At 56.7% G+C, this 25,228-nt stretch carries 21 protein-coding genes and 5 pseudogenes; 11 read left to right on the top strand and 15 right to left on the bottom strand.

The genetic code is table 11. The features are described 5' to 3' along the window. Positions 1 to 10: 10 nt before the first annotated feature. Positions 11 to 1,192, bottom strand: coding sequence for a Fic family protein (locus DQ393_RS30335; RefSeq protein WP_112342136.1), 1,182 nt, complete (start codon positions 1,190 to 1,192; stop codon positions 11 to 13). An 862-nt stretch (positions 1,193 to 2,054) separates the two neighbouring features. On the opposite strand from DQ393_RS30335, the gene DQ393_RS30330 reads away from it, so the two are divergent. Both DQ393_RS30330 and DQ393_RS30325 read left to right on the top strand, forming a co-directional pair. Beyond that, the gene (locus DQ393_RS30330; RefSeq protein WP_112345404.1) at positions 2,055 to 2,405 is read left to right on the top strand and encodes an antitoxin Xre/MbcA/ParS toxin-binding domain-containing protein; all 351 of its coding nucleotides are present in this window, start codon (positions 2,055 to 2,057) and stop codon (positions 2,403 to 2,405) included. Positions 2,406 to 2,415: 10 nt separating this feature from the next. Beyond that, positions 2,416 to 2,913 (top strand): RES family NAD+ phosphorylase, encoded by a 498-nt coding sequence (locus DQ393_RS30325; RefSeq protein ID WP_112345409.1) that lies wholly within the window; start codon positions 2,416 to 2,418, stop codon positions 2,911 to 2,913. Positions 2,914 to 3,315: 402 nt separating this feature from the next. On the opposite strand, the pseudogene DQ393_RS30320 reads toward DQ393_RS30325, so the two are convergent. The 5 genes and pseudogenes from DQ393_RS30320 to DQ393_RS30295 form a co-directional block, all read right to left on the bottom strand. Further along, a pseudogene (locus DQ393_RS30320) lies at positions 3,316 to 3,533 on the bottom strand (ATP-binding protein); the annotation flags it as partial. Beyond that, positions 3,523 to 3,822, bottom strand: a pseudogene (locus DQ393_RS30315) (IS21 family transposase); the annotation flags it as partial. The pseudogenes DQ393_RS30320 and DQ393_RS30315, both read right to left, overlap by 11 nt. A 60-nt stretch (positions 3,823 to 3,882) precedes the next feature. Continuing rightward, a complete protein-coding gene (locus DQ393_RS30310; protein WP_112345403.1) occupies positions 3,883 to 4,122 on the bottom strand; it encodes a tautomerase family protein in 240 nt (79 codons plus the stop codon). Positions 4,123 to 4,334: 212 nt separating this feature from the next. Next, positions 4,335 to 5,048: an SDR family NAD(P)-dependent oxidoreductase gene (locus tag DQ393_RS30300; RefSeq protein WP_181592447.1), complete on the bottom strand. Its 714-nt coding sequence runs from the start codon at positions 5,046 to 5,048 to the stop codon at positions 4,335 to 4,337. Positions 5,049 to 5,184: 136 nt separating this feature from the next. Next, positions 5,185 to 6,117, bottom strand: coding sequence for a LysR family transcriptional regulator (locus DQ393_RS30295; RefSeq protein WP_112345402.1), 933 nt, complete (start codon positions 6,115 to 6,117; stop codon positions 5,185 to 5,187). Between the two features lie 554 nt (positions 6,118 to 6,671). On the opposite strand from DQ393_RS30295, the gene DQ393_RS30290 reads away from it, so the two are divergent. Continuing rightward, on the top strand, positions 6,672 to 6,950 hold the full coding sequence (locus tag DQ393_RS30290; protein WP_112345407.1) for an HU family DNA-binding protein: 279 nt from the start codon (positions 6,672 to 6,674) through the stop codon (positions 6,948 to 6,950). A gap of 109 nt (positions 6,951 to 7,059) precedes the next feature. Next, positions 7,060 to 7,809 (top strand): annotated as a pseudogene (locus tag DQ393_RS30285) (IS6 family transposase). Positions 7,810 to 7,855: 46 nt separating this feature from the next. On the opposite strand, the gene DQ393_RS30280 reads toward DQ393_RS30285, so the two are convergent. From DQ393_RS30280 to DQ393_RS30270, 3 genes are all read right to left on the bottom strand, one after another. After that, positions 7,856 to 10,945 carry an efflux RND transporter permease subunit gene (locus DQ393_RS30280; protein ID WP_112345401.1) on the bottom strand — a complete coding sequence of 1,030 codons (3,090 nt, stop codon included), beginning with the start codon at positions 10,943 to 10,945 and terminating at the stop codon, positions 7,856 to 7,858. Further along, positions 10,942 to 11,979, bottom strand: a complete 1,038-nt coding sequence (locus DQ393_RS30275; RefSeq protein WP_112345400.1) for an efflux RND transporter periplasmic adaptor subunit — start codon at positions 11,977 to 11,979, stop codon at positions 10,942 to 10,944. The genes DQ393_RS30280 and DQ393_RS30275 overlap by 4 nt, the downstream gene beginning before the upstream one ends. A gap of 95 nt (positions 11,980 to 12,074) precedes the next feature. Next, the gene (locus tag DQ393_RS30270; protein WP_112345399.1) at positions 12,075 to 13,538 is read right to left on the bottom strand and encodes an efflux transporter outer membrane subunit; all 1,464 of its coding nucleotides are present in this window, start codon (positions 13,536 to 13,538) and stop codon (positions 12,075 to 12,077) included. Positions 13,539 to 13,832: 294 nt separating this feature from the next. Here DQ393_RS30270 and DQ393_RS30265 point away from each other — a divergent pair, with 294 nt between their 5' ends. Together DQ393_RS30265 and DQ393_RS30260 are read left to right on the top strand one after the other, a co-directional pair. Continuing rightward, positions 13,833 to 14,516, top strand: a complete 684-nt coding sequence (locus DQ393_RS30265; RefSeq protein WP_112345398.1) for a response regulator transcription factor — start codon at positions 13,833 to 13,835, stop codon at positions 14,514 to 14,516. Next, a complete protein-coding gene (locus DQ393_RS30260) occupies positions 14,516 to 15,781 on the top strand; it encodes a sensor histidine kinase (protein ID WP_112345397.1) in 1,266 nt (421 codons plus the stop codon). Before DQ393_RS30265 ends, DQ393_RS30260 begins: the two co-directional genes overlap by 1 nt. 157 nt (positions 15,782 to 15,938) lie before the next feature. Here the strand turns inward: DQ393_RS30260 and DQ393_RS30255 are convergent, their stop codons facing one another. Next, positions 15,939 to 16,916 (bottom strand): SDR family oxidoreductase, encoded by a 978-nt coding sequence (locus DQ393_RS30255; RefSeq protein WP_112345396.1) that lies wholly within the window; start codon positions 16,914 to 16,916, stop codon positions 15,939 to 15,941. Positions 16,917 to 16,998: 82 nt separating this feature from the next. On the opposite strand from DQ393_RS30255, the gene DQ393_RS30250 reads away from it, so the two are divergent. Further along, positions 16,999 to 17,385 (top strand): winged helix-turn-helix transcriptional regulator, encoded by a 387-nt coding sequence (locus DQ393_RS30250; protein WP_112345395.1) that lies wholly within the window; start codon positions 16,999 to 17,001, stop codon positions 17,383 to 17,385. Positions 17,386 to 17,431: 46 nt separating this feature from the next. Here DQ393_RS30250 and DQ393_RS33990 read toward each other — a convergent pair whose 3' ends face one another. From DQ393_RS33990 to DQ393_RS30230, 4 genes are all read right to left on the bottom strand, one after another. Then, on the bottom strand, positions 17,432 to 17,761 hold the full coding sequence (locus DQ393_RS33990; RefSeq protein ID WP_245430508.1) for a hypothetical protein: 330 nt from the start codon (positions 17,759 to 17,761) through the stop codon (positions 17,432 to 17,434). A gap of 373 nt (positions 17,762 to 18,134) precedes the next feature. After that, entirely contained in the window at positions 18,135 to 18,554 is a 420-nt protein-coding gene (locus tag DQ393_RS30240; protein WP_112345394.1) for a cupin domain-containing protein, read from the bottom strand. Between the two features lie 25 nt (positions 18,555 to 18,579). Further along, the gene (locus DQ393_RS30235) at positions 18,580 to 19,332 is read right to left on the bottom strand and encodes an SDR family oxidoreductase (RefSeq protein WP_112345406.1); all 753 of its coding nucleotides are present in this window, start codon (positions 19,330 to 19,332) and stop codon (positions 18,580 to 18,582) included. A 62-nt stretch (positions 19,333 to 19,394) separates the two neighbouring features. Then, complete coding sequence (locus tag DQ393_RS30230) at positions 19,395 to 20,231, bottom strand: alpha/beta fold hydrolase (protein WP_112345393.1); 837 nt, start codon at positions 20,229 to 20,231, stop codon at positions 19,395 to 19,397. Positions 20,232 to 20,852: 621 nt separating this feature from the next. Between DQ393_RS30230 and DQ393_RS30225 the strand changes: the two genes are divergently transcribed. The 4 genes and pseudogenes from DQ393_RS30225 to DQ393_RS33985 all read left to right on the top strand — a co-directional run. After that, on the top strand, positions 20,853 to 21,422 hold the full coding sequence (locus DQ393_RS30225) for a DUF4269 domain-containing protein (protein WP_210209444.1): 570 nt from the start codon (positions 20,853 to 20,855) through the stop codon (positions 21,420 to 21,422). A gap of 650 nt (positions 21,423 to 22,072) precedes the next feature. Next, entirely contained in the window at positions 22,073 to 23,479 is a 1,407-nt protein-coding gene (locus tag DQ393_RS30220; RefSeq protein ID WP_112345392.1) for a cytochrome B6, read from the top strand. A 17-nt stretch (positions 23,480 to 23,496) separates the two neighbouring features. Then, positions 23,497 to 24,120, top strand: a complete 624-nt coding sequence (locus tag DQ393_RS30215; RefSeq protein ID WP_112345391.1) for a DUF4142 domain-containing protein — start codon at positions 23,497 to 23,499, stop codon at positions 24,118 to 24,120. A 460-nt stretch (positions 24,121 to 24,580) separates the two neighbouring features. After that, positions 24,581 to 24,718, top strand: a pseudogene (locus DQ393_RS33985) (SOS response-associated peptidase); the annotation flags it as partial. Between the two features lie 138 nt (positions 24,719 to 24,856). On the opposite strand, the pseudogene DQ393_RS34240 reads toward DQ393_RS33985, so the two are convergent. Next, a pseudogene (locus DQ393_RS34240) lies at positions 24,857 to 25,228 on the bottom strand (nucleotidyl transferase AbiEii/AbiGii toxin family protein); the annotation flags it as partial.

Here is a 25,228-nt window from a genome sequence, read left to right as displayed (position 1 = left end):
TTCGGTCCGTTCACGCGGCCGGGGGCAAGGGATCGGTGCCCTCACTCAGAATTGCAAGATATCGGCTATAGCTGAAAACTCTGCCGCGCTTGCGACCCGTTATTTCCTTGATGATGCCGAAGCGCTCCAAGTCTGCGAGCGCCGCGTTAACTGTGGGCGCAGATAGGGCTGTCTTCTGTACGAGCTGATTTGCTGTAAAGAACGGATTTTGCTGAAAGAGATCGTGAATGCGAAGCGCTGAACCCGCGCGATCGCTTTCGGTTGTGATCTGGTCACGGTCTTCCTTGAACACATCCACAATCCGCGTGACAGCGTCGAACGCCTGATTGGCGGTGTCGGCAACACCCGTGAGAAAAAAGTCGAGCCAGCCCTCCCAGTTGCCTTGTTCGCGGACTTCCTGAAGCAGCCGATAGTACTCTGCCCTATGTGTCTTCAAATAAAGACTGAGATAGAGCAGCGGCTTGCGCAGAACGCCGTTCATGCAGAGATAAAGCGTGACCAGGAGGCGGCCGATACGCCCGTTACCATCAAGGAACGGATGAATCGTTTCGAATTGGACATGCAAAAGACCGGCCTTGATGAGGGCGGGCAGTCGCGACCGATCTTCGTGCATAAATTGCTCAAGCGCCTTTAAGCAAGCGTCCATCTCCGTCACCGGCGGTGGCACGAAGAGTGCATTGCCAGGCCGTGTTCCCCCAATCCAGTTTTGCGAACGGCGGAATTCTCCAGGATTCTTGGTGCCGCCGCGCCCGCTTTGCAGCAATCGCGCATGCATTTCGCGGATTAGGCGTAGCGACATAGGAAAGGCTTCGAGCCGTTCCAGACCGTACATCATGGCATCGACGTAGTTGGAAACTTCACGTATGTCGTCGATCGGCTGTCCCGCCTGCGCTTCTGTCTCAAAACGCAGCAAGTCAGACAGCGTCGATTGCGTCCCCTCGATCTGCGAGGATAGAACAGCTTCTTTCCTGACATACATATAAAGAAACAGCTCCTGACGCGGGAGCAATACTGTGATGCCATCCAGGCGTCCGAGTGCTCGCTCCGCCAGGCTGAGGCGCTCCAACAGCGAAAGCACGTCAATGGCCGGCCATGGCGGCAATGGCGGCGGTACAAACGCTCGCACCTTTTCGCCGGCTGCGGATGTTTCTACAAAGCGTCCTAGCCGCCGAGAGCGTTCAGAATCAGACATGGCGATAGTATGATTTTTGATCGCTATTTAAGCAATGGCCATCTCACTTAAATAAGTGGCAGACTAAGGTAAGCGGCGTTAAATAAACGAGTTTCGGATCGTCCTTATGCTCTTGAAGAGAATCGAACCGAAAGCACCCAAGAAAATGGGTAAATCATTGATTGAACTGGAATTTGTCTTTGAGTTTATTTTATCGCATGCGCGCCAATACATAGAGTTTGACAGGCGCGCGGCATGTAGTGGTCGTCGGCCATGTCCTTCCAGAAGGTGAGGTGATCTCTGGATTTTTATTGTTTAGTGAGGAAGATTTTGGAATAGTGTACTATATAGCTTCATGCTGTCAGCCCTTTAGGCCATTACTACGACGTCTATTGCCTCCTGGACCAACCGGACGTTCGGGCATTTTTCGGTGCAGATGCATATCGCACTCACAAAGACCGGCGTTTCCCGAAGCTCAACAATCCCGATTAGCAGCAATCCGGCATTCAGCCTTGCTGACCCTGATACCTTCAGGCTTTACGAACGCGCGTATTAGCGGGCCGCGGCGCTTTATTACCACGACAGGCCCAATCCAAAAGAGATTCTCGCGCGTATCGCATCCAAATCGGAGCGCCTCCAGCGGTCCGCGTTTGCCGCAACTGCGGCTGAGCATCCTGCTATGTGTGACAGGCAGGGCTACCAGCCCGGCGAAGGACAAGCGGCTCGGATGGCGCAGGCGGCAGTTGTGCGATAGCGTCGGCAGGAGGACTATCTGCAACGGATTTCCCTTCCCCTTCAATTTTTCCCGAGAGGCGTTGAACGCCGCCATTATTGACGCTATATAGCGTCTACACTATTGGCACTCTGAAGATGGAGGTGGATCATGGGCATCGCTCAATATGCAGATGATGGGCTGTTCGCACCGCGCAAGATCGCGGATGCATTTCGCACGACCAGCGAAGAGATCGCCCGCACCGCCGGACTCGGAAAAGACGCAATTCAACGCAAGGATCGTATTCGTTCCGACAGAACGCAGCGCCGCTTACGCGAGATGATTGAGATCGTCAATAAGGTCGAACCGCGCTTCGGCTCGGCGCTGATGGCTTATGCCTGGTATCGCTCCGAGCCGCTGTCTGGCTTCTCTGGTCAGACGGCGATGCAACTGGTCCGCAACGGTCGCGCCGACGAGGTGCTCGATTATATTGACGCGGTCGACGCCGGCGTTCACGCATAGCCTCCGGCCGATGCAGTATCGAGGAAAGCTCTACCGGGCGCTCAACCCGATCTACGCCGGCGAGCCTCTGTCGGGACGCGGCGCGGAACTCTATGGCGGTCGCTTCAACCCGAAAGGCGTGCCCGCCCTCTATACGTCGCTGACAATCATGACGGCGCTGAAGGAAGCTAATCAGGTCGGAAATCTGCAACCGACGACGCTGGTTTCCTATGATGCCGATGTCGAACATGTGTTCGACTGCCGGGACGACGCAGCCCTTCGGGCGCAGGGCATGGATGCGGCGGCACTCGCCGATCCGACCTGGCGTGACCAGATGAAGGATTCGGGTGAGGCGAAAACACAAGCCTTCGCACGCCAGCTTGCTGCCGATGGCTGTTGCGGGCTGCTCGTGAAGAGCTTCGCACCCGCTGCAACGAATGACGATCTTAATCTCGTCCTCTGGACATGGGGCAGCACACCGCCTGGCCGCCTGATCCTGATCGACGACGAACACAGACTGTCCCGATAGTCTTACGCAGCATGCCATCTGTCTCGACGCGGAAAGGCGCACCGCAGATGACCACGCGACCGGCCTATCATTGCAGTGGTTTTGATGACCTATGCGGGGACTTTGCCATGGAAAGCAATGCAACAGAGCAAGCTCAATGAGTTGAGTCTTCCTTGTCTCGGCAACTCACCGTCGAGGACCTGTTACTGATGACGTTTCGGCTCCCTGCGACTCAATCGAAATAGCGTTCGCCTCCGGGCCGGAGATGATCTGCTGACCGTCAGGGCGCTTGTGGCGATGGGAATGGGAATTAGTTTTCTTCCCGGCTATCTTGCCCATCAGTTCAATCTCGCGCGGGTATGTCAGTACCGGAGCAATACTCCTCATGAGTGCTTCTGGGGAAAATTCACGCGGCATTGACACACGATAGGCAGGAAAGCGGGCGGTCTTGAGCTATAGGCGGTCGATCGCACCTCCCGTTCGGCTGTTTCCGCTTTCAAGAGCTGCGACAGGATCGGAACGGCAGCCTCGAACGCCGGCGATCCTTGCTCAGTCAGCTCGCCGACGGCTTGTGCCATGCCGTGCATCTTCAGTTGCCGCAGCATGATGACGATTGCACCGCTCGCTGGATTATGACGCATGGCCGGCCTCCGTCTTTCTCAGGGCATCGTATCGTTCGACATTGGCCTTGGGCTCGTTGACGAGCGTCAGGGCTTGCGGCGCATCGATCGTTGGCGGAATGAAGGATTTGCCGTCGACGAGACGGTGCAGCAGGTTCAGCACATGCGTCTTGGTTGGAACGCCGGACTTCAGCGCCATGTCGACAGCTGAGAGCACTGCTTGTTCGTCGTGCTGGAGAACAAGCGCCAGGATATCGACCACCTCCCTGTCTCCGCCTGGCTTCTTGAGCAGATATTGCTGCAAGGACTGTGTTTCGGCATGCAAATTTGCACGCCGATTGACAGTGGCGCTGGAGAAGAGCCAACGATCCTAGGAAGGCTTTGCAGCAGAACGTTGCTTTCTGTATTCTTCGACCGGTAGGCCGCCCCAGCCCCAGTTTTCAAGATCGACTTCCTCGATGACAACGAACGTTGAGGCCAGCGGCTTGTTCAGGACCTCGAGGAGGACGTTGCTGACGCCTGCAATGATCCGGGCCTTTTCCTCAACCGTCACCGAGTTCGCGCCGGGCGTATTGCCTTCTCGGGTGACCTGAATATTTACAATAGGCATCGGGAATTCCTTTCAGTTGGCCGGCTGGTTTAAAAGCCCAACTCCGACAGGTGATGTTCCAGGATGTCGACGTGTGCGTAGCCGGCCCCGACACGGGCTAGCCCTGCATCCTTTCTAACGAAGAGTGTCGGAAAACTGGTTACGACCATTGATCGTCCGCCTTTCGCAGGTGGACCCGGCGATTGGTTGCCGGATCCACTCCCAAAGCTCGTTCACCAGCGACCGGCGTTCTGACCGCCGTCGACGTGGAGGATTTCACCGGTTACGAACCCGGCGTCTTCGAGGAACAGGACGGCGTTAACGATATCGCTGACTTCGCCCATGTGAGCCACGGGATGAAGACCGGAGAGGAACTCGTGCGTCTCGGGCGCATGCATCGGCGTCTTGATGATGCCCGGAGAGACCGCGTTCACGCGAACACCCGACTTCGCATACTCGAGGGCGAGGCCTTTGGTCACGGAGTTGAGACCACCCTTCGTGAGCGACGCCAACGCAGCAGGCACACCCTGTATCGGCTGATCGACCAGGCTGGTGGTGATCGACACAATGTGCCCTGCACCCTGCTTCAGCATCTGACGTGCGGCGCGCTGCGTGATATGAAAGAACCCGGCAATGTTGACCCCGAAGTTGAGATCGTAGTCCTCTTGAGTGAAGTCGACGAATGGCTTTGCCGTGAACACGCCGGCGTTATTGACGAGCGTATCGATCCGACCAAAACGTTCCAGCGCTTCGCGCACCACACGATCTGCGGTTTCGGGCTTAGCGATATCACCAGCGATGGCATAGACTCCGGAGTCAGAGCCAGCTTTTGCCGACCGGGACGTCGCAACGACGTTATAACCTTTTTCGCGGTAGCCCCGCACCAAACCCTCGCCGATGCCCTGTGACGCGCCGGTGATGATTGCAACTTTCTGAGTGCTCATGATGTGCATCCTTCTCATATCCACGGCCGTTTCTTTCGGTCGTGCAACGCCCTCGGCGTCGATGGGTATGATTTAGATGCTCCCGCGGACCGGGAGAATTGCCACCATCAGGGTGACACTGTGCCGCTATACGGCATAATCACGACATTCCTTCAGCTTCCGATGCTATGCGTCTAAGGTCGCTTCTCAGGCGCGGTGCTGCAAAGTCGACGAAAGCACGAACTTTAGGGACTGTCATCCGGCCAGGAGGCGATAACAGATGGACGGGAAGTGCGGGAAGTTCATCGTCCGGCAACACGATCTTGAGGCTTCCGTCTTTGACAAGATGAGAGACGTGGTAGGAATAGAGCCTTGTCAGGCCGAGGCCACCCACAGCCGATGCAGCGGCCGCTCTCACGCTGTTGACGACGTATCTCGGCGTGAAGTGAACTGACCGCGGAATCGAAGATCCTCTCGATGGCGAAAAGTTCCACGATTCCAAACCGAAATTGCTGAACGCGATGATGCTATGTGCCGCGAGATCGGAAGGATCTTCGATAGCAGGACGCCCGGCCAAGTAGTCTGGCGAGCCAACGACCACTCGTCGCACGTCGCCACCAATCCTTGTCGATATGTTCGACGAGTCCGGCAAATTGCCGATGCGCAACGCGATATCGACACCCTCGTCCACAAGGTTTACAAATCGATCTAGCATCAGAAGCCTGACGGACACCGGCTCGTGCAGCCGGAGGAAGTCATCGATGATTGGGCGCAAAACCTCTTCCCCCAATATTGGCGGGGCGGAAATTGTCAGCATCCCGCGTGGGGAAGCTTCTTCGCCGACTGCGACAAGATCGGCTTCTTCGAGATCAGAAAGAATTCGTCTGCAAACGACCACATACCGCTGGCCCGCTTCGCTCAAATGCAGGCTCCGGGTAGTTCGATGAAGCAACTCGGTTCCGACATGCTTCTCGAGCATGCCGAGTGCACGGCTGATCGCTGTCGGTGAGCGCTTCAGCTTGCGGGCTGCTCCGGCGAGGCTGCCTTCATCTACGGCTGCAACGAAAACCTTCATTGCATCGATACGATCCATTCCTTACTCCGTGTTCTTCAGTTGCCATCCCCGGCCTGGGCATGATCGTGGGGTTGAGCACCATTGTACGAATGGTATTGCCCACACGGCGCTGCAATGGAAGGCGTTTCTGTTGAACGCCACGGTGATGTCATTTCCGGTTAGCGTTAAAGGAGAGCGACATAACCGCGAAGAAAAGTGATGTGACGAGAAGAGGCATACCGTGCGAGGCTGGCGCCTCAATCGAAATGTCGCATCAGGTTCGCAAAACCTCTCAGCTCTGCCTCACGCCAACGAGGCATAGCTTTCGCCATCTCCGTAAGTGTCAGTAGACGATCACGCAGTTCGAGCGAAGCTCTTAGCCCTCTATTCGCGATATCCGTGGGTATCGCTCGCCGGCTCGATCGAAAGCTTCTCATCAACTCGAACGTCGTCCGATCACGGCAATTCCAAAGTCTGGCTATCCGCTTCGGGGCGTGGAAATAGGGGGATTTGCGGCCTTTCCGACGCTTCAGCCAGGTGACAGAAAGCGATTGGAGTGGAAGCTATCCCCCGTGTTCAACAAGGGGACCATCATGACCACCACCAACGAAATTGCAGACAAAATCGCATCAGAGCACAGCCTCACCACGGCGCAGAGCAAGTCGATCGTCGAGGCTGTATTCGCATCCATCACCGCGGCCGCGGTAGCCGGCGCCGAGACGTCCATCCCGGGATTTGGCAAGTTTAAGATCAAGGATACGCCGGAACGCGAGGCCCGGAACCCAGGAACCGGAGCAACCATCAAAGTGGCCGCGGCAAGAAAGCTAACCTTTCAGCCCGCCAAAGCTCTGAAAGATGCGCTGAACAAGTGACGGGGATAACCTGCTAGAAAGCCTACTTGTGTTCGGCCTGCCAGCGAAGGTTTTGATGGCGGTTTGGTTTACGATCTTTCGCTCGGATCGGCGAGAAGGCTGGCGGGTGATGTCACGTTGTTGGTGGCTTAACTGTCGCTGGCTAATCGGGCGCGATGAACGCATCGGCCATAAGCTACAAGAACCACCGTTTTCCACCGCAGATCATCGCCCATGCGGTGTGGCTTTATTTCCAGTTTCCTCTAAGCCTGCGGCTGGTCGAGGAAATGCTGTTGGAGCGCGGGATCGTCGTGTCCTATGAAACGATCCGGCGCTGGGGCCGCAAATTTGGTGCAGCCTACATAAAGCAGCTACGCAGAAAACGTCCGTCGCGAAAGGATATCTGGCATCTGGACGAGGTGGTGATCGCCATCGGCGGACGGAAGCACTGGCTTTGGCGAGCGGTCGACCAGGACGGATACGTTCTCGACGAAATCGTTCAGGCGCGCCGCGATACAAAGGCTGCCAAGCGATTACTGGTCAGGCTGCTGAAGAAGCAAGGCCTCGCGCCGAAGCGGATCATCATCGACAAACGCGCTCATATGGAGCGGCAAAGCGGTGCGTGATGCCTGCCGTTGAACATCGATCGCACAAAAGGCTGAACAACCGCGCGGAAAATTCACATCTGCCTCTGCGAAAACGAGAACGGGTGATGCAAGGCTTTCGATCCGCCGGCGGATTGCAACATTTCATCTCGGTCTTCTCAGCAATCAGAAACCACTTCATCCCGCCGCACCAGAAGCACTCCGCGCTTGCAAATCACCTCCATCGTATCCGTGCAATGGCGCAGTGGAAGACTGCGACCGGCGCGGCAGCTTGATTTCAACCGTAAGCCCTTCGCCTGGCTTCAGCCAAACAACGTGACATCACCCGTCCGACAGATGAGGCAGTTCTGCGGGTTGGGTGCGATTAGAAGTGGAGGCCCACATCATGACACAAACGAAGTCATCTATGAAAGTGAAGATGGTCGGTATGACAAGCAAGCTCAAGAACGTCGAGGTGAGCAAACCGCCAATTACGACGATTGCCATTGGTTGTCGAAAACTGGAATCTCCGCCGGTCAGGCTCAAAGCGACCGGCAACATGCCAGCACCCATCGCGATTGTTGTCATGACGATTGGCCGGGCACGCTTATGGCAGGCATCGACCAGCGCATCGAAGCGCGCCATGCCCTGTCGTCGGGACATGATCGCATATTCGACAAGGAGAATGGAGTTTTTGGACACCACCCCCATCAGCAATATCAGCCCGATAATCGCAGGCATCGAAAAGCTCGTACCCGTGATGGCTAAGGGAGCCAATGCTCCCCCGAGTGCAAGCGGAAGCGCCATCAGGATCGTGACAGGCTGGAAGAAATCATGGAAGAGGAGCACGAGGACGGCATAGATGCAGAAGACGCCGATTCCCATGGCGGTGCCAAAGCTTTCGAACAGCTCCGAACTGCGCTGAAGTTCCCCCTGCTCCACCTGGTAAACGCCTTGCGGCAAATGCTGAAGTGCGGGGAGAGCCTGCGCTTCCTTGTTCACATCACCGAGAATGCGTCCATTAAGTTCTATGGATAGTGTAATGTTTCGAGCGCGATCGATCCGGTCGATTTCGGATGGGCTGCCTCCGATCGCGATCGCCGCGATGCTTCCCAAAGCCACCTTGCCGTTTGTGCCGGCAACCTGGATCTGCGATATGGCGTCGACATTCCTGCGAAATTGCGGATCGAAGCGGACTCGGATGGCAATCTGTCGCTGCGGCAGATTGAGCTTGGCCAAGTCGTTCGAGTAGTCGCCATTGGTCGAAATGCGCACCGCCTCCGCGATCGCTTCAGATGTCACACCCAGTACGGCAGCCTTGGCGAAATCGGGCCTTATCTGGATTTCAGGCGCTTGAAGGGAGGCGCTCGATGTCACGGCTCCAATACCCTTCAGCCCTCGAAGCTGTTCTTCAAGCGCACTTGCCGCCTGTTCCAGGGCATTGGAATCGTCACTTGCGAGCGTCAGCTCTAACTTCGTGCCATTGCCTCCGGTGCCAACTTCCACGCGCACGCCAGGCAGCACGGAAAGCGCGTGCCGAATATCATCTTCTATTGCGGATTGCTTCCGCTCCCGCTGGCCAATGTCCTTGAGGTTCACGACCAGAGTAGCCTTTGTCACATCCGTTGTCGTTGTCGAATCCAGTCCGCTGCCGCTTGTAGAGCTCCCCACGGCGCTGAAGACCCGCGTGATATTGGGCAGTTTCGAAATAATCTCGCTCGCCCGTTTAGATACGGCATCAGTTTCATCCAGCGTGCTGCCAGGCTGAAGCGTCAGACTGACTTGCGTCTGCGCGTCGTCGGAAGCGGGAAAGAAGCCTGTTCGCATGAACGGAATGGTCGACAGGGACAGGATCAGCAGTATCCCGGTAACGAGCAGCGTCAATCCGCGATGATTGAGGCAGATTTTCACCGTCGCGATGTAACCCCGCATGATCGGGCCGTCACCTTTCGCAACGTGGTGGGGTTTCATCAAATAAGCCGCCATCATCGGCGTCAGGAAACGGGCGACGAGCAACGACGCCAATACCGCCACGGAAGCGGTCACCCCGAATTGCCGAAAGATCAGACCCGGAATTCCGCCCATGAACGCCGTCGGTAGGAATACGGCGACCAGGGTAAAGGTCGTTGCGATGACTGCCAGTCCGATTTCGTCGGCCGCTTCAAGGGCCGCATTCATGGGCGACTTGCCCATCTGAAGATGACGGGCGATGTTTTCCACCTCGACAATCGCGTCATCCACAAGAATGCCAACAACGAGTGACAGTGCGAGAAGCGTTACCGTATTGAGGCTATAATCGGCCAGATGCATGACCAGGAATGTCGGTATGATGGAGAGCGGGAGAGCAATTGCCGAAAGGCACGTCGCACGAAAGTCACGCAAAAATATCCAGACGACGATAACCGCAAGAATGGCGCCTTCATAAAGCATATGCATCGAGCCGTCGTAGTTCTCGATGACGGGATTTACCGTTGTATAGGCCTGGACAATCTCAACTTCCGGCTGCTTCGACGCAAACTCCTTCATCTTTGCCTGGATGTCATCAGCAACAGCCGTATCGGAAAAGCCGTTTGAACGCTTGATCTCGACAGCGACCACACGATCCCCATCGAGATAGGCAAGGGAGGATCGGTCTTCGAAGCTGTCGGTGACCTTGCCTATTTCGTCCAGGCGTACGCTTTGGCCATTTGATAACGGAATCGCCAATTTCGATAGATCTTCGACCGAAGGAACCGCGCCGAGGGTCCGCACGGTTTGACGCGCGGAACCGATATCGCCACGACCGCCGGACTTGTCCGATTGAACGGATTTCACGCGCGACGAAATATCCGAGGCGGTAATGCCGAGGGATCTCATGAGATTGGGATTGAGGTCGATGTGAACCTCGCGGTCCACGCCCCCTAGCCGGTCAACTTCTCCCACGCCGCCGACGGAGAGCAATGCCTTCGTCATGTCGTTGTCGACAAACCAGGAAAGCTCTGTCTCATTCAATTGCTTGGAGCGAACCGCATAGGTGAGGAGAACGGAAGATTGCACCGTCATCTTGGAGACGGTTGGCGAGTCCATTTCAGACGGAAGATCGCTCTTGGCGCTATCGACGGCATTCCGCACCTCGTTCAACGCTTCTTCGCTGTTCTTCTCGAGCTTGAAGGAGACGCTGATCGATACAGATCCGTCGGTAATCGTCGTCGTGATGTGATCGAGAAGGCTGAGGGAGGCGAGCTTGTCCTCGATTTTACGCGCGACTTCAGTCTCGAGCTGGGTTGGCGCAGCACCTTCAAGCGACGCCGAGATTTTGACGGTCGGCAGATCCATGTCCGGAAAATTCTGGACATGGAGCTTCGAAAAGGCGAGCAAGCCGCAAACCGTCAACAACACGAACAGCAATACGGCGGGCACGGGGTTGCGAATTGACCAGGCGGAAATGTTCATTCTGCCGTCCCTTCGACATTGACGAGCGCACCTTCCGAGAGGAAGGCCCCGCCAGATCGCACAAGCGTCTCATCGCCCGAGAGACCGGCGGTGATCTCGACATGGTTCTCTTCGCGGCGACCGACATCGACGCGGGTCCGGTGTACCCGGTGCGCTTGGTCGACTGTAAAGACATAATTGATACCGTCTCTGAAAACCAAAGTGGCTTCCGGCACGGTCAACGCTCTTTTCATACCGATCTCTATGTTCCCGGAAACATAGAGACCGACGCGGGGCTGAGGCTCTTTCGGCAATTCCACATAGACGATCGAACGCCCTGTATCGCTGCTGACGGTCGGCGCGACAAGTCTGACCATACCCTGAAACGTCTGTCCGTTCGATCCCTTGATTTCCACGCTCTGGCCCTGCATCACTTGCAGGAGATATTGAGCCGACACTTCAGCCTGCCATTCGATACGTTGCTGACGAATAAGGCGAAAGAGTTCCGTGCCGGTCGAGACGACCGCACCTAGCGAGGCCGATCGCGAGGTGATGATGCCATCGTCGACAGCGAGAATGGAGGTCTGCGCAAGTTTTATTCGCTCGCTCTCGAGCGCAGCCTGTTCGGATTCGAGATCCGCCTTGGCTGTCTGCTCCGTAGTCAGGTATTCGACTTTCTTTTGGTCGGACAATGCACCCGAGCCTCCGATTTGTCGTGCGCGATCCGCGTCGACTTTCGCCTTTGCCAGATCCGCCTCCTTTGTCGCAACGGCTGCCTCCTCCTTGCGCAGATCGGCCAGCACGGTGTCCTGGTTCAGCCGGACGAGAAGGTCGCCCTTTTTGACGACGGACCCGACATCGACAAGGACTTCTGTGATCCGCAAACCACTCGTTTCGGATTCAATTACGGCTTCGTGCCAAGGCTTCAACCATCCGCTCGCTGGGACAGTCTCAGGCCAATCCCGGGTCGAAGGCTTGACGGCGGCGACGGTCAGTGCCGCGGCTCCTTGGCTCTGCCCCTGTTCTTCCGCGGCGACATGAGGTGCTCCAGCCATGCATGTCGATATGATTGCAAATGAAGCTCCGCACGCGAGACGCTTTAGGCGGTCGCGGAGATGTGCATGTCTCTGATAGGTCTTAAAAAAAATAGTCATGGGGTGGATTGCTTTACCTGAAAGTGCGGAGCTTCGTGCAAATCGCTGACGGCCGGACGGGAGATATCGATCGGACCAGTCCACCCGCCTCCGAGCGCTTTGTTGAGCGAGACATAATAGGTAGCGATATCGGCCTTGGCCTCGATGAGATTTGTTTGGGCGGAATACAAGGACCGGTCGGCATCCAACACGTCGAACAAATCACCTTCGCCGGCGATTTGCAGCTGTTTGGAAAGCTTGGCGGCCGCGCGATAGCCCTCGACGGACTTTGCCAAATCCGCCGAACGCGCCCTTGATCGATTAAAGGAAACGATGGCGTTCTGAACATCTTCCATGGCGGAAAGTACGGCGGACTGATAGGAGAAGAGATATTGATCCCGCTGCGCCTTGGCGACGTCAACAGCCGCCTTCAACTGGCCGCCTTGAAAGATTGGGATCGTAAGTGAAGGTCCGAACGACCATCCGATGGTGGATTTCTTACCGAAATCGGAGATGCTCGCGGCGGAAGAATCGATGGAGCCGGTAAGCTTCACCGACGGATAACGATTGGCTTCCGCCTCGCCGATCTTTGCCGTAGCCTGCGCCAATTCGCGTTCTGCCTTGCGCACGTCGGGGCGGATATTCAAAATGTCGGCGGGTATTCCCACGGATATTTTCGCCGGCGGAAGTGGGAGCCTTTGCCTTTTGCCAAGGGCGGTCTCAAGCAGCAATGGCGACTTGCCAAGCAAGACTCCCAGCCGATTGACTGACTTGGCATAGGAAATTTCGTAGGAGGGAATATCGGCGCGGGTGGAAGCCGCTTGCGCTTCGGCCTTGGTCACATCGACCAAGGAGGTACTCCCGGCCCCATATTGCGTACGCGTCAGCGCAGCCGTTTGGCTCTGCGATTTTGCCGAATCTTTAGCGAGTTCCCCTAGCTGCTGATATTCGCGCGCCTGAACGTAGTAGGTAGCGACATCCCCAATCAGGGTGACCAGTGTATCGCGCAGGTCCTCTTCCGCAGCATCGACGCCGTATTTTGCAGCCTCCGCCGTACGCTTGTTGCCGCCAAACAGGTCAAGCTCCCAGCTGGCATCGAAACCTGGTTCATAGTCGTTGTAGATGGTGGCGGGCGTGCTACCGGATGCGGCCGTGCGGTTGCGTGTCGCGGAAGCCGTGCCTTCGATCGTCGGAAGCAGTGCGCCAATCTGTTCGCGATAGGTCGCACGAGCCTCCCGTATCTTCGCCTTTGCCGTGGCGACGTCGAGATTGGCGGCGACGGCTTGAGCTATGAAATCATCCAGGATGGGATCTTTCATTTGCTTCCACCATTCCGCAAGCGCCGGCGGCTTGTCGGAATTGTCTCGCGCCTTAGCGTGCCAGCTCGCTGGCATGGAGAGGCTTGGCTTCTGGTAGTCCGGGCCGACGACACAACTGCTGAGCGCGCCAGCCAAAAGAAGTGGAGCGCTAAACTGGTGCATCTTCCTTCTTATGGTTGAGCTTCGGCACCTGTCGCATGTTGTAGCCGCAAGCGTGCTTCTGCGAGACTCGCCGTCGCGATCTGATGCCGCTTCCCATATAGGCATGGTATAAGGAGACCGCGAATGGGATTCAGTTGTTTCAGTCAAGACGAGGCTCCAGGGCAAATTGCCGACGGACCTCTGATAGCGGCTGTGATGTTAAGAGACGTTAAGGAAGTGTAAAGTTGTGTAAAACTTCTTCCGATCGACGTTGTTGGGTGTATTCGTGCCAACACAGTGCACACGGAACCCGAGATGGCGAAAGTACTTTTGATCGATGACGACACCGAGCTAACGACCCTTCTCAGCGAATATCTTGTGGAGGAGGGTTTTCAGGTTAAGACGTCGGAAGATGCCCGTGTTGGCATAGCTGGTGCCGCCGACCAATCGGTGGATATCATTGTTCTCGACGTGATGATGCCGCGAATGAACGGTATAGACGCTCTGCAACGCATCCGTCGGCTAGGCAACGTGCCCGTTTTGATGTTGACAGCAAAGGGAGACGACATCGACCGGATTTCTGGGCTCAACCTTGGCGCGGATGACTATGTGGCAAAGCCATGTTCTCCCGGTGAATTGGTTGCTCGCATTCGCGCCATTCTCAGGCGAGCAGGAAGCAGGCTCGGTGACGAGAATATTCTTCAGGTCGGCGACCTAGCCTTATATCCGACTAGTCGAACCGCCCAATGGCAAGGCAAGCCGCTGGAACTAACGGGTGCCGAGTTCAATATACTCGAAGTATTGGCACGCAACGCCGGGCAGTTGGTACCAAAACAAGAAATCTCTCGGCGCGCATTCGGCCGCCCCCTCACACCATTTGATCGTCGCATCGACGTTCACATCAGCAGCGTCCGCCAAAAGCTCGGCAGCCGAGATGACGGCACGTCGTGGATTCACTCCATACGTGGCCAGGGATATCAGCTAGTGCAGGGGCTCTGATGCGAAAGTTGTTTTGGAGAATTTTCGCGATCGTATGGTTCACGACGGCAATATCGATCGTGGTGCTGTTTGCGATCAGCTATGTCTTCAGATTGTTGCCGCCCACCGAGGAACTGCGCGAAGAACGGACATCATTCGCGCTCGATACGGGGGCAAGGCTGCTGGCGACGGGCGGGATTGATGTGGCAGAACAATTCCTGTCCGTTGTTGCACAGACATCCCCACCTGTTCACCTGAAGCTGAAGGCCATCGGCGCGCCCGTGGAATGCGCCATCAAGGCAACGGACAGATTTGAAAGACGGGTGGTCAATGCAGACCATTGCTATCAAATGAACGCTGAGGTACCGGAAATCGGCTTTCTGTCACGCAATTTGCCGAAGCTCATTCCCTGGACTTCGGCGATGTTTGCTGCCGCATTCGCAGCCTATTGGCTGGCCCAATACCTAACACGGCCGGTGGAGCAGTTGAGGAGCGGATTGCGTGCGCTGGCGCAGGGCCAGTTCGACAAAAGGATCGGCAACAAAATCGATCGAAAGAGGGACGAGATTGCGGCGCTTGCTCATGATTTTGATATCACCGCCGCGCGACTGCAAGAGTTTCAGGATGTCCAGCAGCGCCTCTTTCACGACGTCTCACATGAACTCCGCTCCCCTCTTTCTCGACTGCAGGCCGCAATCGGCCTTCTAAGCAAAAATCCCAATCGGCTGCATGCGATGACCGAACGTCTCGAACGGGAAATCGCAAGAATGGATGATCTCGTTGGCGAGATCCTGACCCTCGCCAGGCTGACAGCAACGGAGAGCCAGCCACTTGAGCGGCAGATCCTGGATGTGGTCGACCTCATTCGCGAGATCGCCGATGATTGCGCGTTTGAAAGCGCTCCGCGCAACATATCCCTATTCTATGAGGGAGCCGAGTCCTGCGTGACATCCGTCAATGGCGAGCTCATCTATAGAGCGATAGAAAACGTCGTGCGAAACGCCGTCAAATATTCTCCATCAGATACCCAGGTGCTCATCCGCACCAAGAGAGAAGACCAAGTCTTCATAATCACCGTAAGCGATCAAGGCCCTGGTATTCCCCAGGAGATTCTCGACGCAATCTTTCAGCCATTCCGACGCGGAAACGATCTGTTGGCGGGTGCCGGCGGTTTTGGTTTAGGATTGGCTATAACAAAACATGCCTTTGCACGCCATGGGGGCCAGGTGCGTGCCGAACTTCCTGCGGAGGGAGGGCTGCTTATACGAATGATCCTACCTGTTTGAGCCACCCATTGGAGCGTGCACTACACTACCGTCTATCTCTTTGCTCTTGATGGGAGCAAAACCTCTGACCCCGTCATTCTTCCGCAGTAGCTGAAGAGATCATAACAAATACCGCAATTCGCATTCGCCCAATCGACAACAAGACATGTGGTGGCCATTAAACCGAGCTTACGACGCCATAACGAAATAGACTCTGGGCCGTATCGATGATGGTTTCCTCCTTGGGTCGAGGACGCCATCCCAGCACTCGCATAGCCTTCTCGCTGGTGCTCCGGCGAACGGGCGCGCTTGCTACCTTTTCCATCTCCGGTGTTTGCACTATCGAAGCGAGTTCGCCCAGCTTTTCCTTGATAATCTTCGCGACATCGAACAGCGTGACAACATCGCCGCTTACCCCGATAAAGCGCTGGCCCTTTGCCGCATCAGCCGTCATCGCAAGGATGTGGAGGTCCGCCAGATCACGGACATCTACCATGCCGAAGCTCAAGCCAGGCAGGGGCGGAGCGCCTTCGAGCAGCTGTTTGATGAAGGCGATCGATGCAGAGATATCCGGCCCCAGAACCGGCCCGAAAATGCCCACTGGGTTGACCACCGACATTTCCAGAGAGCTGCCTTCCCTGGCGATGAAGTCCCAGGCGGCCCGCTCGGCAAGGACCTTGGATTTGATATAGGGCTGCACATCTGGTCCGTTCGGGTCCGTCCAGTCCTCCTCGTCAAAGATCCTGTCGTAGTTGGTGTGGCCGTAGCCGATGGCTGCAAAGGAAGACGTCAATACGACACGCTTCACGCCTGCGTCTCTGGCGGCGCGCAAAACGCGCAACGTACCGTCACGCGCCGGAACGATCAATTCTTCCTCGTTCTCGGGCGCTTGCTGTGGAAATGGCGAAGCCACGTGGAGCACATAGTCGCAACCAGCAACGGCAGCCGGCCAGCCATGGTCATTGGTCAGATCCGCCAAGCTGAAGGAAAGCTCCTTGCCGACCTGCAGGCCAGCATTGCGCACCATTTCTCGAACTTCGGCTTCACGCCCGGCGCTGCGTATTGTCGTACGAACCTCATGGCCTTCCTTCAGAAGCTTTGCGACGACGTGGCTGCCGACAAAACCCGAACCACCCGTAACCAATATCTTGCTCATAATGTCACTCTGATTGTTTGCTTTACTGCAACATCGAGCTGTTATATGAGATTATCAAGTAGGATGGATTTTCGGACCCAGTATGAAAAATCAGACCATTGAGCCGCGTGTCTACGACGAAGACGAATGCGCGGGATGCACTGGCCCGGAGGCGATCGATATCCTGCGCTTCCAGCGCGCCATTCGTGCGATTACCGGCAAGTGGAAGATCGAAATCGTCTGCATCCTGGTCGAAGGGCCGCTCCGGTTCGGCGAATTGCGCCGACGGCTACCGGGGGTGACTCAGCATATGCTGACCGAGCAGCTGCGCGACCTCGCCAACAACGGCATCGTGATCCGCAATGCCTTCGCGGAGATTCCGCCTCGCGTCGAGTACGAGCTCTCGCAGGCCGGGATCGACCTGATGCCGATGCTTCGCGAGATGCGTGACTGGATGCTCAAATATGAGCATCAATTGACGGCCCCCTGACCGACCCCCGGCAAAACGCTGGTGGTTGGAGAGTCGCAGCTGACCTTTATTCGTCGAAGGGGGCGTTCAGGACGAGATCCACTACCGAGGGAGCCTTGTAGCCCTGAACGAAACGTTCGCCGAAATCGCGTGCGAAGTTGTCATATGTCGTCTCCGCATTCCGCTCGACGATACAGCAAAAGCACTTCGTCATCTTTTGCTTCATTTCGAGCCTGGGGAACTCCGAAACGATCCTGGCCATGTCGGCAGAGGAAAGAGCGCTGTAGCGCCAACCGATGACATCGAGGCCGATCCCCGCAGTGCAGAGCGCAACCTCCGGCTCTTTGTACAGACCGATCGAAGGCGTCGAGTTGAGAGCGACGCTATCCCAGATCAATTGCGCGCGACGACCATCGACACCGCTGTCGCAAATGTTCGCGCAAGATCCGCCCCTTCTACCTCGAAACGGCGGGGTCCGGCGAACCTTTCGTTCAACGTAATGTCGTGCAGCAGTGTCCCGACGGCAACGACTTCTGCATCGTGTTCGATGCTATCGATCTGGCCAAGCCGGACCGCGAATAACCAGGAAAACGGACCACGTGGTTGAGCAGATAGGGCTCGCAGTTTTTACGCGCGTAGTCGATCGCCTTGTTTACGAGCGGTGTGTCGGGAACGGTACCCCGGCAAGCATTCGACTGGCAGATTCGGTCATGATCAACTCCGGTGCTTGCTGAATGGGCCGCCCCTGGGTGACGGGCGGCGGCTGCAGATTACTTCTGATCCGGGATCGTCAGCACCTTCTCGTCAGTATTGACGACGAACACCGCCAGCAGTTTCGACGGCTCCTTGTCACTGGCATTTGCACTGACGCCGTGATGGTCTCCCGGCAATTCCGTGAAGCTTTCGCCAGCCTTGAAGGTCCGAACTGGGCCTCCGTTGATCTGGCTCTTCACGGCACCTTCCAGGACCGTCGCATAGATGATCGCCGACTTCGCATGCGTGTGTGCCGGAGAGTAGCCGCCGGGACCATATTCAACCAGGACGCCCCGAATGCTCTTACCGGGAACATCTGGAAGCGCATGCTCATAGACGAGCGTGACCTTCGCGTTGTCGGCCCCCGGCACGTTGTCGGCAAATGCCGGGGCGGCGTGAGCGGAAGCCAGGAGCAACGGGAGAAGATAGTATTTCATGGGATATCCTTGAAGATTGGAAACATCAGGTGGATCGGTGGCCGCGCAGCCAGCCGTCGAGTGAGATGCGACCGATTCTCGCTTCGCCAAGCGGCACCAATGATGTCTGCACGACCGTGCCGCCGAAATATCGCGCTTGCGGGTCGCTCACAACGCGCCGGCCGTCGCCGATCGCCTCGAGATAGCGCGCGACGATCCGGTCGAAGGGCGCACGGTCAGGACCTGCGATGTCGAAATACACGCCGCGCGGCGTCCCGATAGCGGTTTCTGCTACGATAGCTGCCACATCGTCCGCGGCAATCGGCTGGAACAGACCCTCGGGTAGACGGACGGTTCCATCGACGACGCTGGTATCGGCGATGGCGCCGAGGAATTCCATGAACTGGGTGGCGCGCACGATGCTGAAGGGGACGCCCGAGCTTTCGACAAGCTTCTCCTGCGCCACCTTGGCCTGGAAATAAGCGTTGTCAGGCATGCGGTCCGTGCCGACGATCGACAGAGCCACATGATGGCGCACACCGGCCGCACGTTCGGCGGCGAGCAGATTCCGGCCTGAGGTCTCGAAGAAGGCGAGCACCGCTTTCGGTTCGAACGAGGGCGAGTTGGCAACATCGACTACCACTTCGGCGCCGGCAAGGGCTTCCGAAAGCCCTTCGCCAGTAAGCGTGTTGACGCCGGTGCTGGGCGAGGCGGCGAGCACTTCGTGACCTGCATCTCGCAGCAGGGTGACGGTGCGCGACCCGATTAGTCCGCTGCCGCCGATAACGACGATTTTCATGAACATGTCTCCATTGGAATGCGGGCGGAGAGCCGGCGTCCGGGACGCCGGCCTCCACTGACTCAGCCCTTCACGAAGGTCAGGAGATCGGGATTCACCACATCGGCATGGGTCGTGCACATGCCGTGGGGGAACTTCTCGTAGACCTTCAGCGTGCTGTTCTTCAGCAGCTTTGCCGATAGAAGCGCGGAGTCCGCGATCGGCACGATCTGATCGTCGTCACCGTGCATAACCAGCGTCGGTACGGTGATGATCTTCAGGTCTTCCGTGAAATCGGTCTCGGAGAAGGCTTTGATCCCGTCATAATGCGCCTTGGCGCCGCCCATCATGCCCTGTCGCCACCAATTGTTGATGACGGCCTGGATCGGCTGCGCGCCGGGCCGGTTATAGCTGTAGAAAGGACCCGACGGCAGATCTATATAGAATTTGGAACGGTTATCGGCCAGCGCCCTGCGCAGTCCGTCGAACACCTCGATCGGCAAGCCACTGGGATTGGTTGCCGTTTTCACCATGATTGGGGGAACCGCACCGATAATAATCAGCTTGGCAACTCTGCCTTGCGGCTGCCCGTGCTTGGCCACGTAATGCGTCGCTTCACCGCCACCGGTGGAATGGCCTATATGCACGACATTTTTAAGATCAAGATGCTCGACAACCGCTGCTGCGTCGGCGGCATAACGATCCATATCATGACCTTCGCTCGCCTGTGCCGAGCGCCCATGCCCTCGCCGATCATGAGCAACGACGCGATAGCCGTGTTGCAGGAAGAACAGCATCTGCGTGTCCCAGTCGTCAGATGACAACGGCCAGCCATGGTGGAACATGATGGGCTGGGCGGTCTTCGGACCCCAGTCCTTGTAGAAGATCTCAACGCCATCGCGTGTGGTGACGGTGGCCATGCTTTGGTCCCTTTCGAAGGTTGGCCCTTGGGCTGTGTTTGACTGCGCTACGACCGGCCAGCTTGGAAGCAACGCGAGCGCCGCCGCACCAAGCCCCAGGCCAAGCATCTCGCGACGGCCGCGGTCGGCCGGTTGATATAAGTTTGTGTCTGTCATCAATCGTCCCCCGGTCTTCGTTTGTGACTGAATGACTGTTGTCCATTCGGCTCGCTTCGAGGGTGGGACGATCTGTTGCCTCAAACGAGTGCGTACCCAGGATCCGGCAGTCACCAACGGCCGTTTTCTGATATGCCTACAAATCCTACCAGCAAAATTGGAAGTTTTATCGAATATGATTTGATCAGGTTGCGCCAGTTCTAGGACAAAGTGCCACTCTATAAATCGATCTATTGTTGAACATGCCCGCCCCCGATGCGTTGATCTGCATCTTTAGGTATTTGCCGCAAAGCAGCAAGTAGGATGAATTTCATGACCTAGTCTGAAGAACCAGACCATCGGCAACGCATGCCCGTGGTCTCACCGGTGACATCTCCAAACCAAGCCCTCCGCTGATCGACGGCTCGGTGCTTGTCTTAATCGGCGATACCCAATTGACTTCGTGGCATCGAGGATATGGCGGCGATGCGCGTTGCAATAATCCTTCGCTCGAGTAATTTGATCTGCATGACGAGACCTCGCTTTACGGACGCGTTAAGCCGCATAAAGCTTCTGGAGATTTTGGCTCCATTCGATCCCCACGTCGCGGGTACGCCGCCTCTGGGCATTGATCTGCCCACCAGCGATATAGACGTCCTCTGCTACGCTCCAGATCCACATGTATTCACCCGAGCCGTTTGGGATGCATATTCCACATGCGATGAATTTTCCGTCCGACAGTGGACCGGTCGAGAAAACCCGATCATCGCCTCGTTTGCCGCCGCTGATTGGACGTTCGAACTATTTGGTCAAGCTCTCCCGGTGCCTGAGCAGCACGGCTGGAAGCATTTTCAGGTGGAGCACAGGCTGCTGAGGATCGGCGGAAGCCGCTTCCGCGCGGCCGTGATGCAGCTTCGAGCCGACGGCATGAAAACCGAGCCCGCATTTGCGGCTTCACTCGGCATCGAGGCGAGCAATCCATATGAAACGCTGTTCGACATGGCAGGTTGGTCTGACGAGGCCTTGGCTGCTTTGCTAAGGGAACATGGATTCTAGACCCTCAGGACGGTTAATCGGACTACCTCCAGCAATGTGGAGGCAGACAGACAATCAGCCCGCCTCGAAGTTGTCACCTCAAACGTGTCTCCGCGGATGTGCAGATTGCCATCCACCGCACTGAAAACCCCGCGCGTGATAGGCGCCCTGCTCGCGGAGGCGTTTGTCCAAACTTCTGTACCGGCCAGAATGTGTTAAGATCCCACCGTAAGCGCAGCAGATGACGAATGAGATTTTAGAAGCCTTTTGTGGCCATGCTAGCCTCCCAGACTTAAGTGAGACCACTGCTTGAAAGGAATCGAAACCCTAAGAGCCGACAGATCTGATCTGCGCTAGGTCATCGATTAGATATCACAATGGCTCTTGCCTGATATCGATTTATCGAGATCGAATAGGCAGGCAAGAAAATACTCCCACACCTGCTATCTCGTCTGACGTTGCCCCGTTGAAATAATCTATTTTGAAGTAAGCTCTGGCGCATTGAGAGGACCAGAGAATGAAACCTACACCAATACAGGGCAATACGTAGAAAAGCACCATCGCCTCGATCTCGGTTCGGAGGCTTCTTCACAGTGTTCGATTGCTGCCCGGAACTTTTGATCTTCTACAAAGTTGGGAACGCTGACTTTGGCCGCGACGGGGAGAGGGACATGCGGAGATCTCGTTATTTAAGTCTGGCTTTTGGCGCCTCCTTTTCTGGAGTTGCGGTCCTTGCCGTCGGCGCCATTTCCGACCCGTTGCCGCCTGATGCGACCTATAGGCCGCTGCCGACCATGCCGCTTTCGCAAGCCCGGGCGATCGACGAGGCTCAAAAGCCCGCGGTCATGGAACGGCAGCGCATGTTGCTCGAGCGGCGCTATGATCTTGCCGACAAGCCCATGCCTGACGTCAAGATGTCCGGCGGCATGAAGCCGGTGCAGGACGGCGTTCGCATCAAGCTCCCGGCAAATGTCAGCTGGGATCAGCTCGCCGCCATGAAGCCATCGGACATCCGAGAGCGGAACCTTCTACCGGAAGGATTTTTGCCCTTTCCTCATGTCAAACAGGCGGCAGGCGGCCAGGTCTTTCCAAATCGCGAAATCGATGAAATCCACGCTCAAGAGATGCGCGATCTGCGTCGTTTCGACGTCGATTTCGATCTTCCGGACAATTTCACGCCCGAGTTTCCGCCGCCGATCTTCCTGACCACACATCCGGAACTCGGAGACGTCTCGCGAGGTCAGCTGCTGACGATCAAAAACTTCTACGAAATCATGAACGGCGTCATCACGCCAGTCCAGATGGAAGGGCTTCGGCTGCTTCTGACCCCGTTTCCGCAGGAAGAATTCAACCAGACCGAAGACCGCAAGGTTGCGGATCAGAGCACCGGCGTCGCCTGTCTCGACTGCCATTCCAATTTTCACACCAATGCCGCCTTTCATCTGACGCCGGACGTTCGTCCTCAGGCCGACCGGTTTCGACTTGACACCACCAGCTTGCGCGGCCTCTTCAACCAGCAGATCCACGGGTCGAAGCGATCGCTCCGCTCGGTCGAAGACTTCAGCGAATTCGAGCAGCGAACAGCCTATTTCAACGGCGATCACGTGAGCGCGACACGCAAAGGGGTCAATCTTCCCGACCGACCTAACCAGGTCGCAATGATGGCGCAGATGCAGAACATCATCGATTTTCCGCCGGCACCCAAACTCGATCCGTTCGGGCGGCTGGATCCAGCACTTGCCACGCCTCAGGAACTGTCCGGCGAACAGATATTCATGGGCAAGGGAAGATGCGCCGAGTGTCATGTGCCGCAGACAGCGTTCATGGACAACAACATGCACGACCTGAAGCTTGAACGCTTCTACAAGATCGGCCAGGTCTTCAACGATTTCGTCACGCTGCCCGATGGGCCGATCAAGACCTTTACCTTACGCGGCATCAAGGATTCTCCACCCTACCTTCATGATGGCCGCTTGCTGACCCTTGCCGATACCGTCGAGTTCTTCAATCTCGTTCTGGGAGTGAAGCTGACGGAGCAGGAAAAGAAGGATCTCGTCGCCTACATGCTGACGCTGTGAGGACAAAGGAGAAGCGTATGGGCCGCCATATTATCGTTGCTCTCAGCACATTGGTGCTGCTTGCAGGCACAGCCACTGCCCAGATCGGCAATCCAGCCGGAATGGGCGTCGACACGAGAATGGCAAAGCCAGGCGTTCCTGCTCCCAATCAGACCAACAACCAAGACCGGCTGTTCGCCCAGCTTGCAGCCGCAGGTGGGTTGGCCGAAGTGGAGTTAGGCCGCATGGCGGGCCAGAAGGCTGGCGCCGAGGCCGCAAAGCAGTTCGCCGACAGGATGGTTCAGGACCATAGCGATGCCAATGGAAAGCTTAAAAATCTCGCCGATGCCGCGAAGATCCCACTGCCGACAGAGCTTGATGCCGATCACCAGCTGATCCGTGACCGCCTTGATAAGCTGAACGGCGAGGCTTTCGACAGGGCCTATATTGCGGCCCAGATTGTCGATCATCAGAAGACGGCGCAACTGCTGGCATGGGAAATCTCCTTCGGCGAGGACGCAGAGATGCAACGTCTGGCCGGATCGCTGCTGCCGATCGTGCTCGATCATCTCCGTCAAGCACAAGCGATCAACGCCGTCCTCACCGGGGCCGGCGTCCGGTTTCTGCCGAACGCTGTCGCAGCGAGCGAGCACAGGCCTTAGAAAGGCATCGTCTCGGGCGCTGCGTCGAATTGGAAAGGATGAGGTGGCGGCTTTCCTGCTGACCTTGCTCGAGCCAGCGGAAACTGCTTCACCCGATCACGGGGAAGTCTTCCGCGGTTCAGAACTTATAAGGTGATGCCGCTGAATGGCACACACATTGCGCCCCCCTGCAGCCCAATTTGGACAAGTCTGATGGAGCGTGTGCGGATGCTGGAAAACTGCTACTCTCCCTGAATGCGCGCCAGTGAGATCGAACTTCAGATGGTCATGCGACACGTTCGAGATGGAGCCGCCATCCTCGCTCGCCAAACCGCGTTGATCACGAGGTTGGCCGCTCTCCGGCTGCCGACAAAGGACGCCGAGGATCTGCTCGTCCTGCTGGAGCGCGCGCAAGCCGAGCATGTATCACACCTGCAGCGACTCGTTGCTCGGTGATAGGACCACATTCGAAGGAAAAGCAATGTGCAATGATTACCGGCTAATGGTGGATCCTGCCTTGATTACGAAGGACTTCGCGGATCTGAAGATCAAGATCCACTTTGGTGAAGGCATACCGAACCTCGAACCGCGTGAAGACATCAAGATCACCGACATGGGTACCTTTAAAGGTCACGACCCACAGCCAACAAAACCGGTCCGTCGATGTGAAGGGACACGAACGTGTGACCAGTTATTTACGTGGTCAGCGAAATCGATTTGTCATTGCTCCATGACCGGGCGATTGTGAGCAAAATGCTCATTTGCGCAGCCTCACAGCGGCAATGACGTGTGGCGTCAGGAACGCGGCAATCTCTGTGATGACATCCTTCAGATCGCCGGGTTCATGTGCAACGCTTTCAACGAATGCGTGCCATTGCCGTTGCTTTTCCTGGTCCTTGACAAAGGCGTCCGTCAGGGCGTCGGGTATCTCCGGGGGATCGGTGTTTCTCGACGTTCGAAAGTCGCTTTGATCGCACACGCCATTCTGTCATCATCGAAATCGAATGACCTGTTGAGAATCCAGATATCGTAAAAGTCCTTCATGCGGCTGTTTGCACGCCCCAGCATGACCATCGCCTGGAACTTTTCGGCAATGACCGTCTCCCGCGCATAGGCTCTGAGCCGGGCC

Origin of the sequence: Martinezella tropici, assembly GCF_003287875.1 — a bacterium.
Classification (GTDB): Bacteria; Pseudomonadota; Alphaproteobacteria; order Rhizobiales; family Rhizobiaceae; genus Rhizobium; species Rhizobium tropici_C.
Note: the sequence above shows the minus strand (reverse complement) of the source record. Positions and strands in the feature narration are given on the sequence as shown.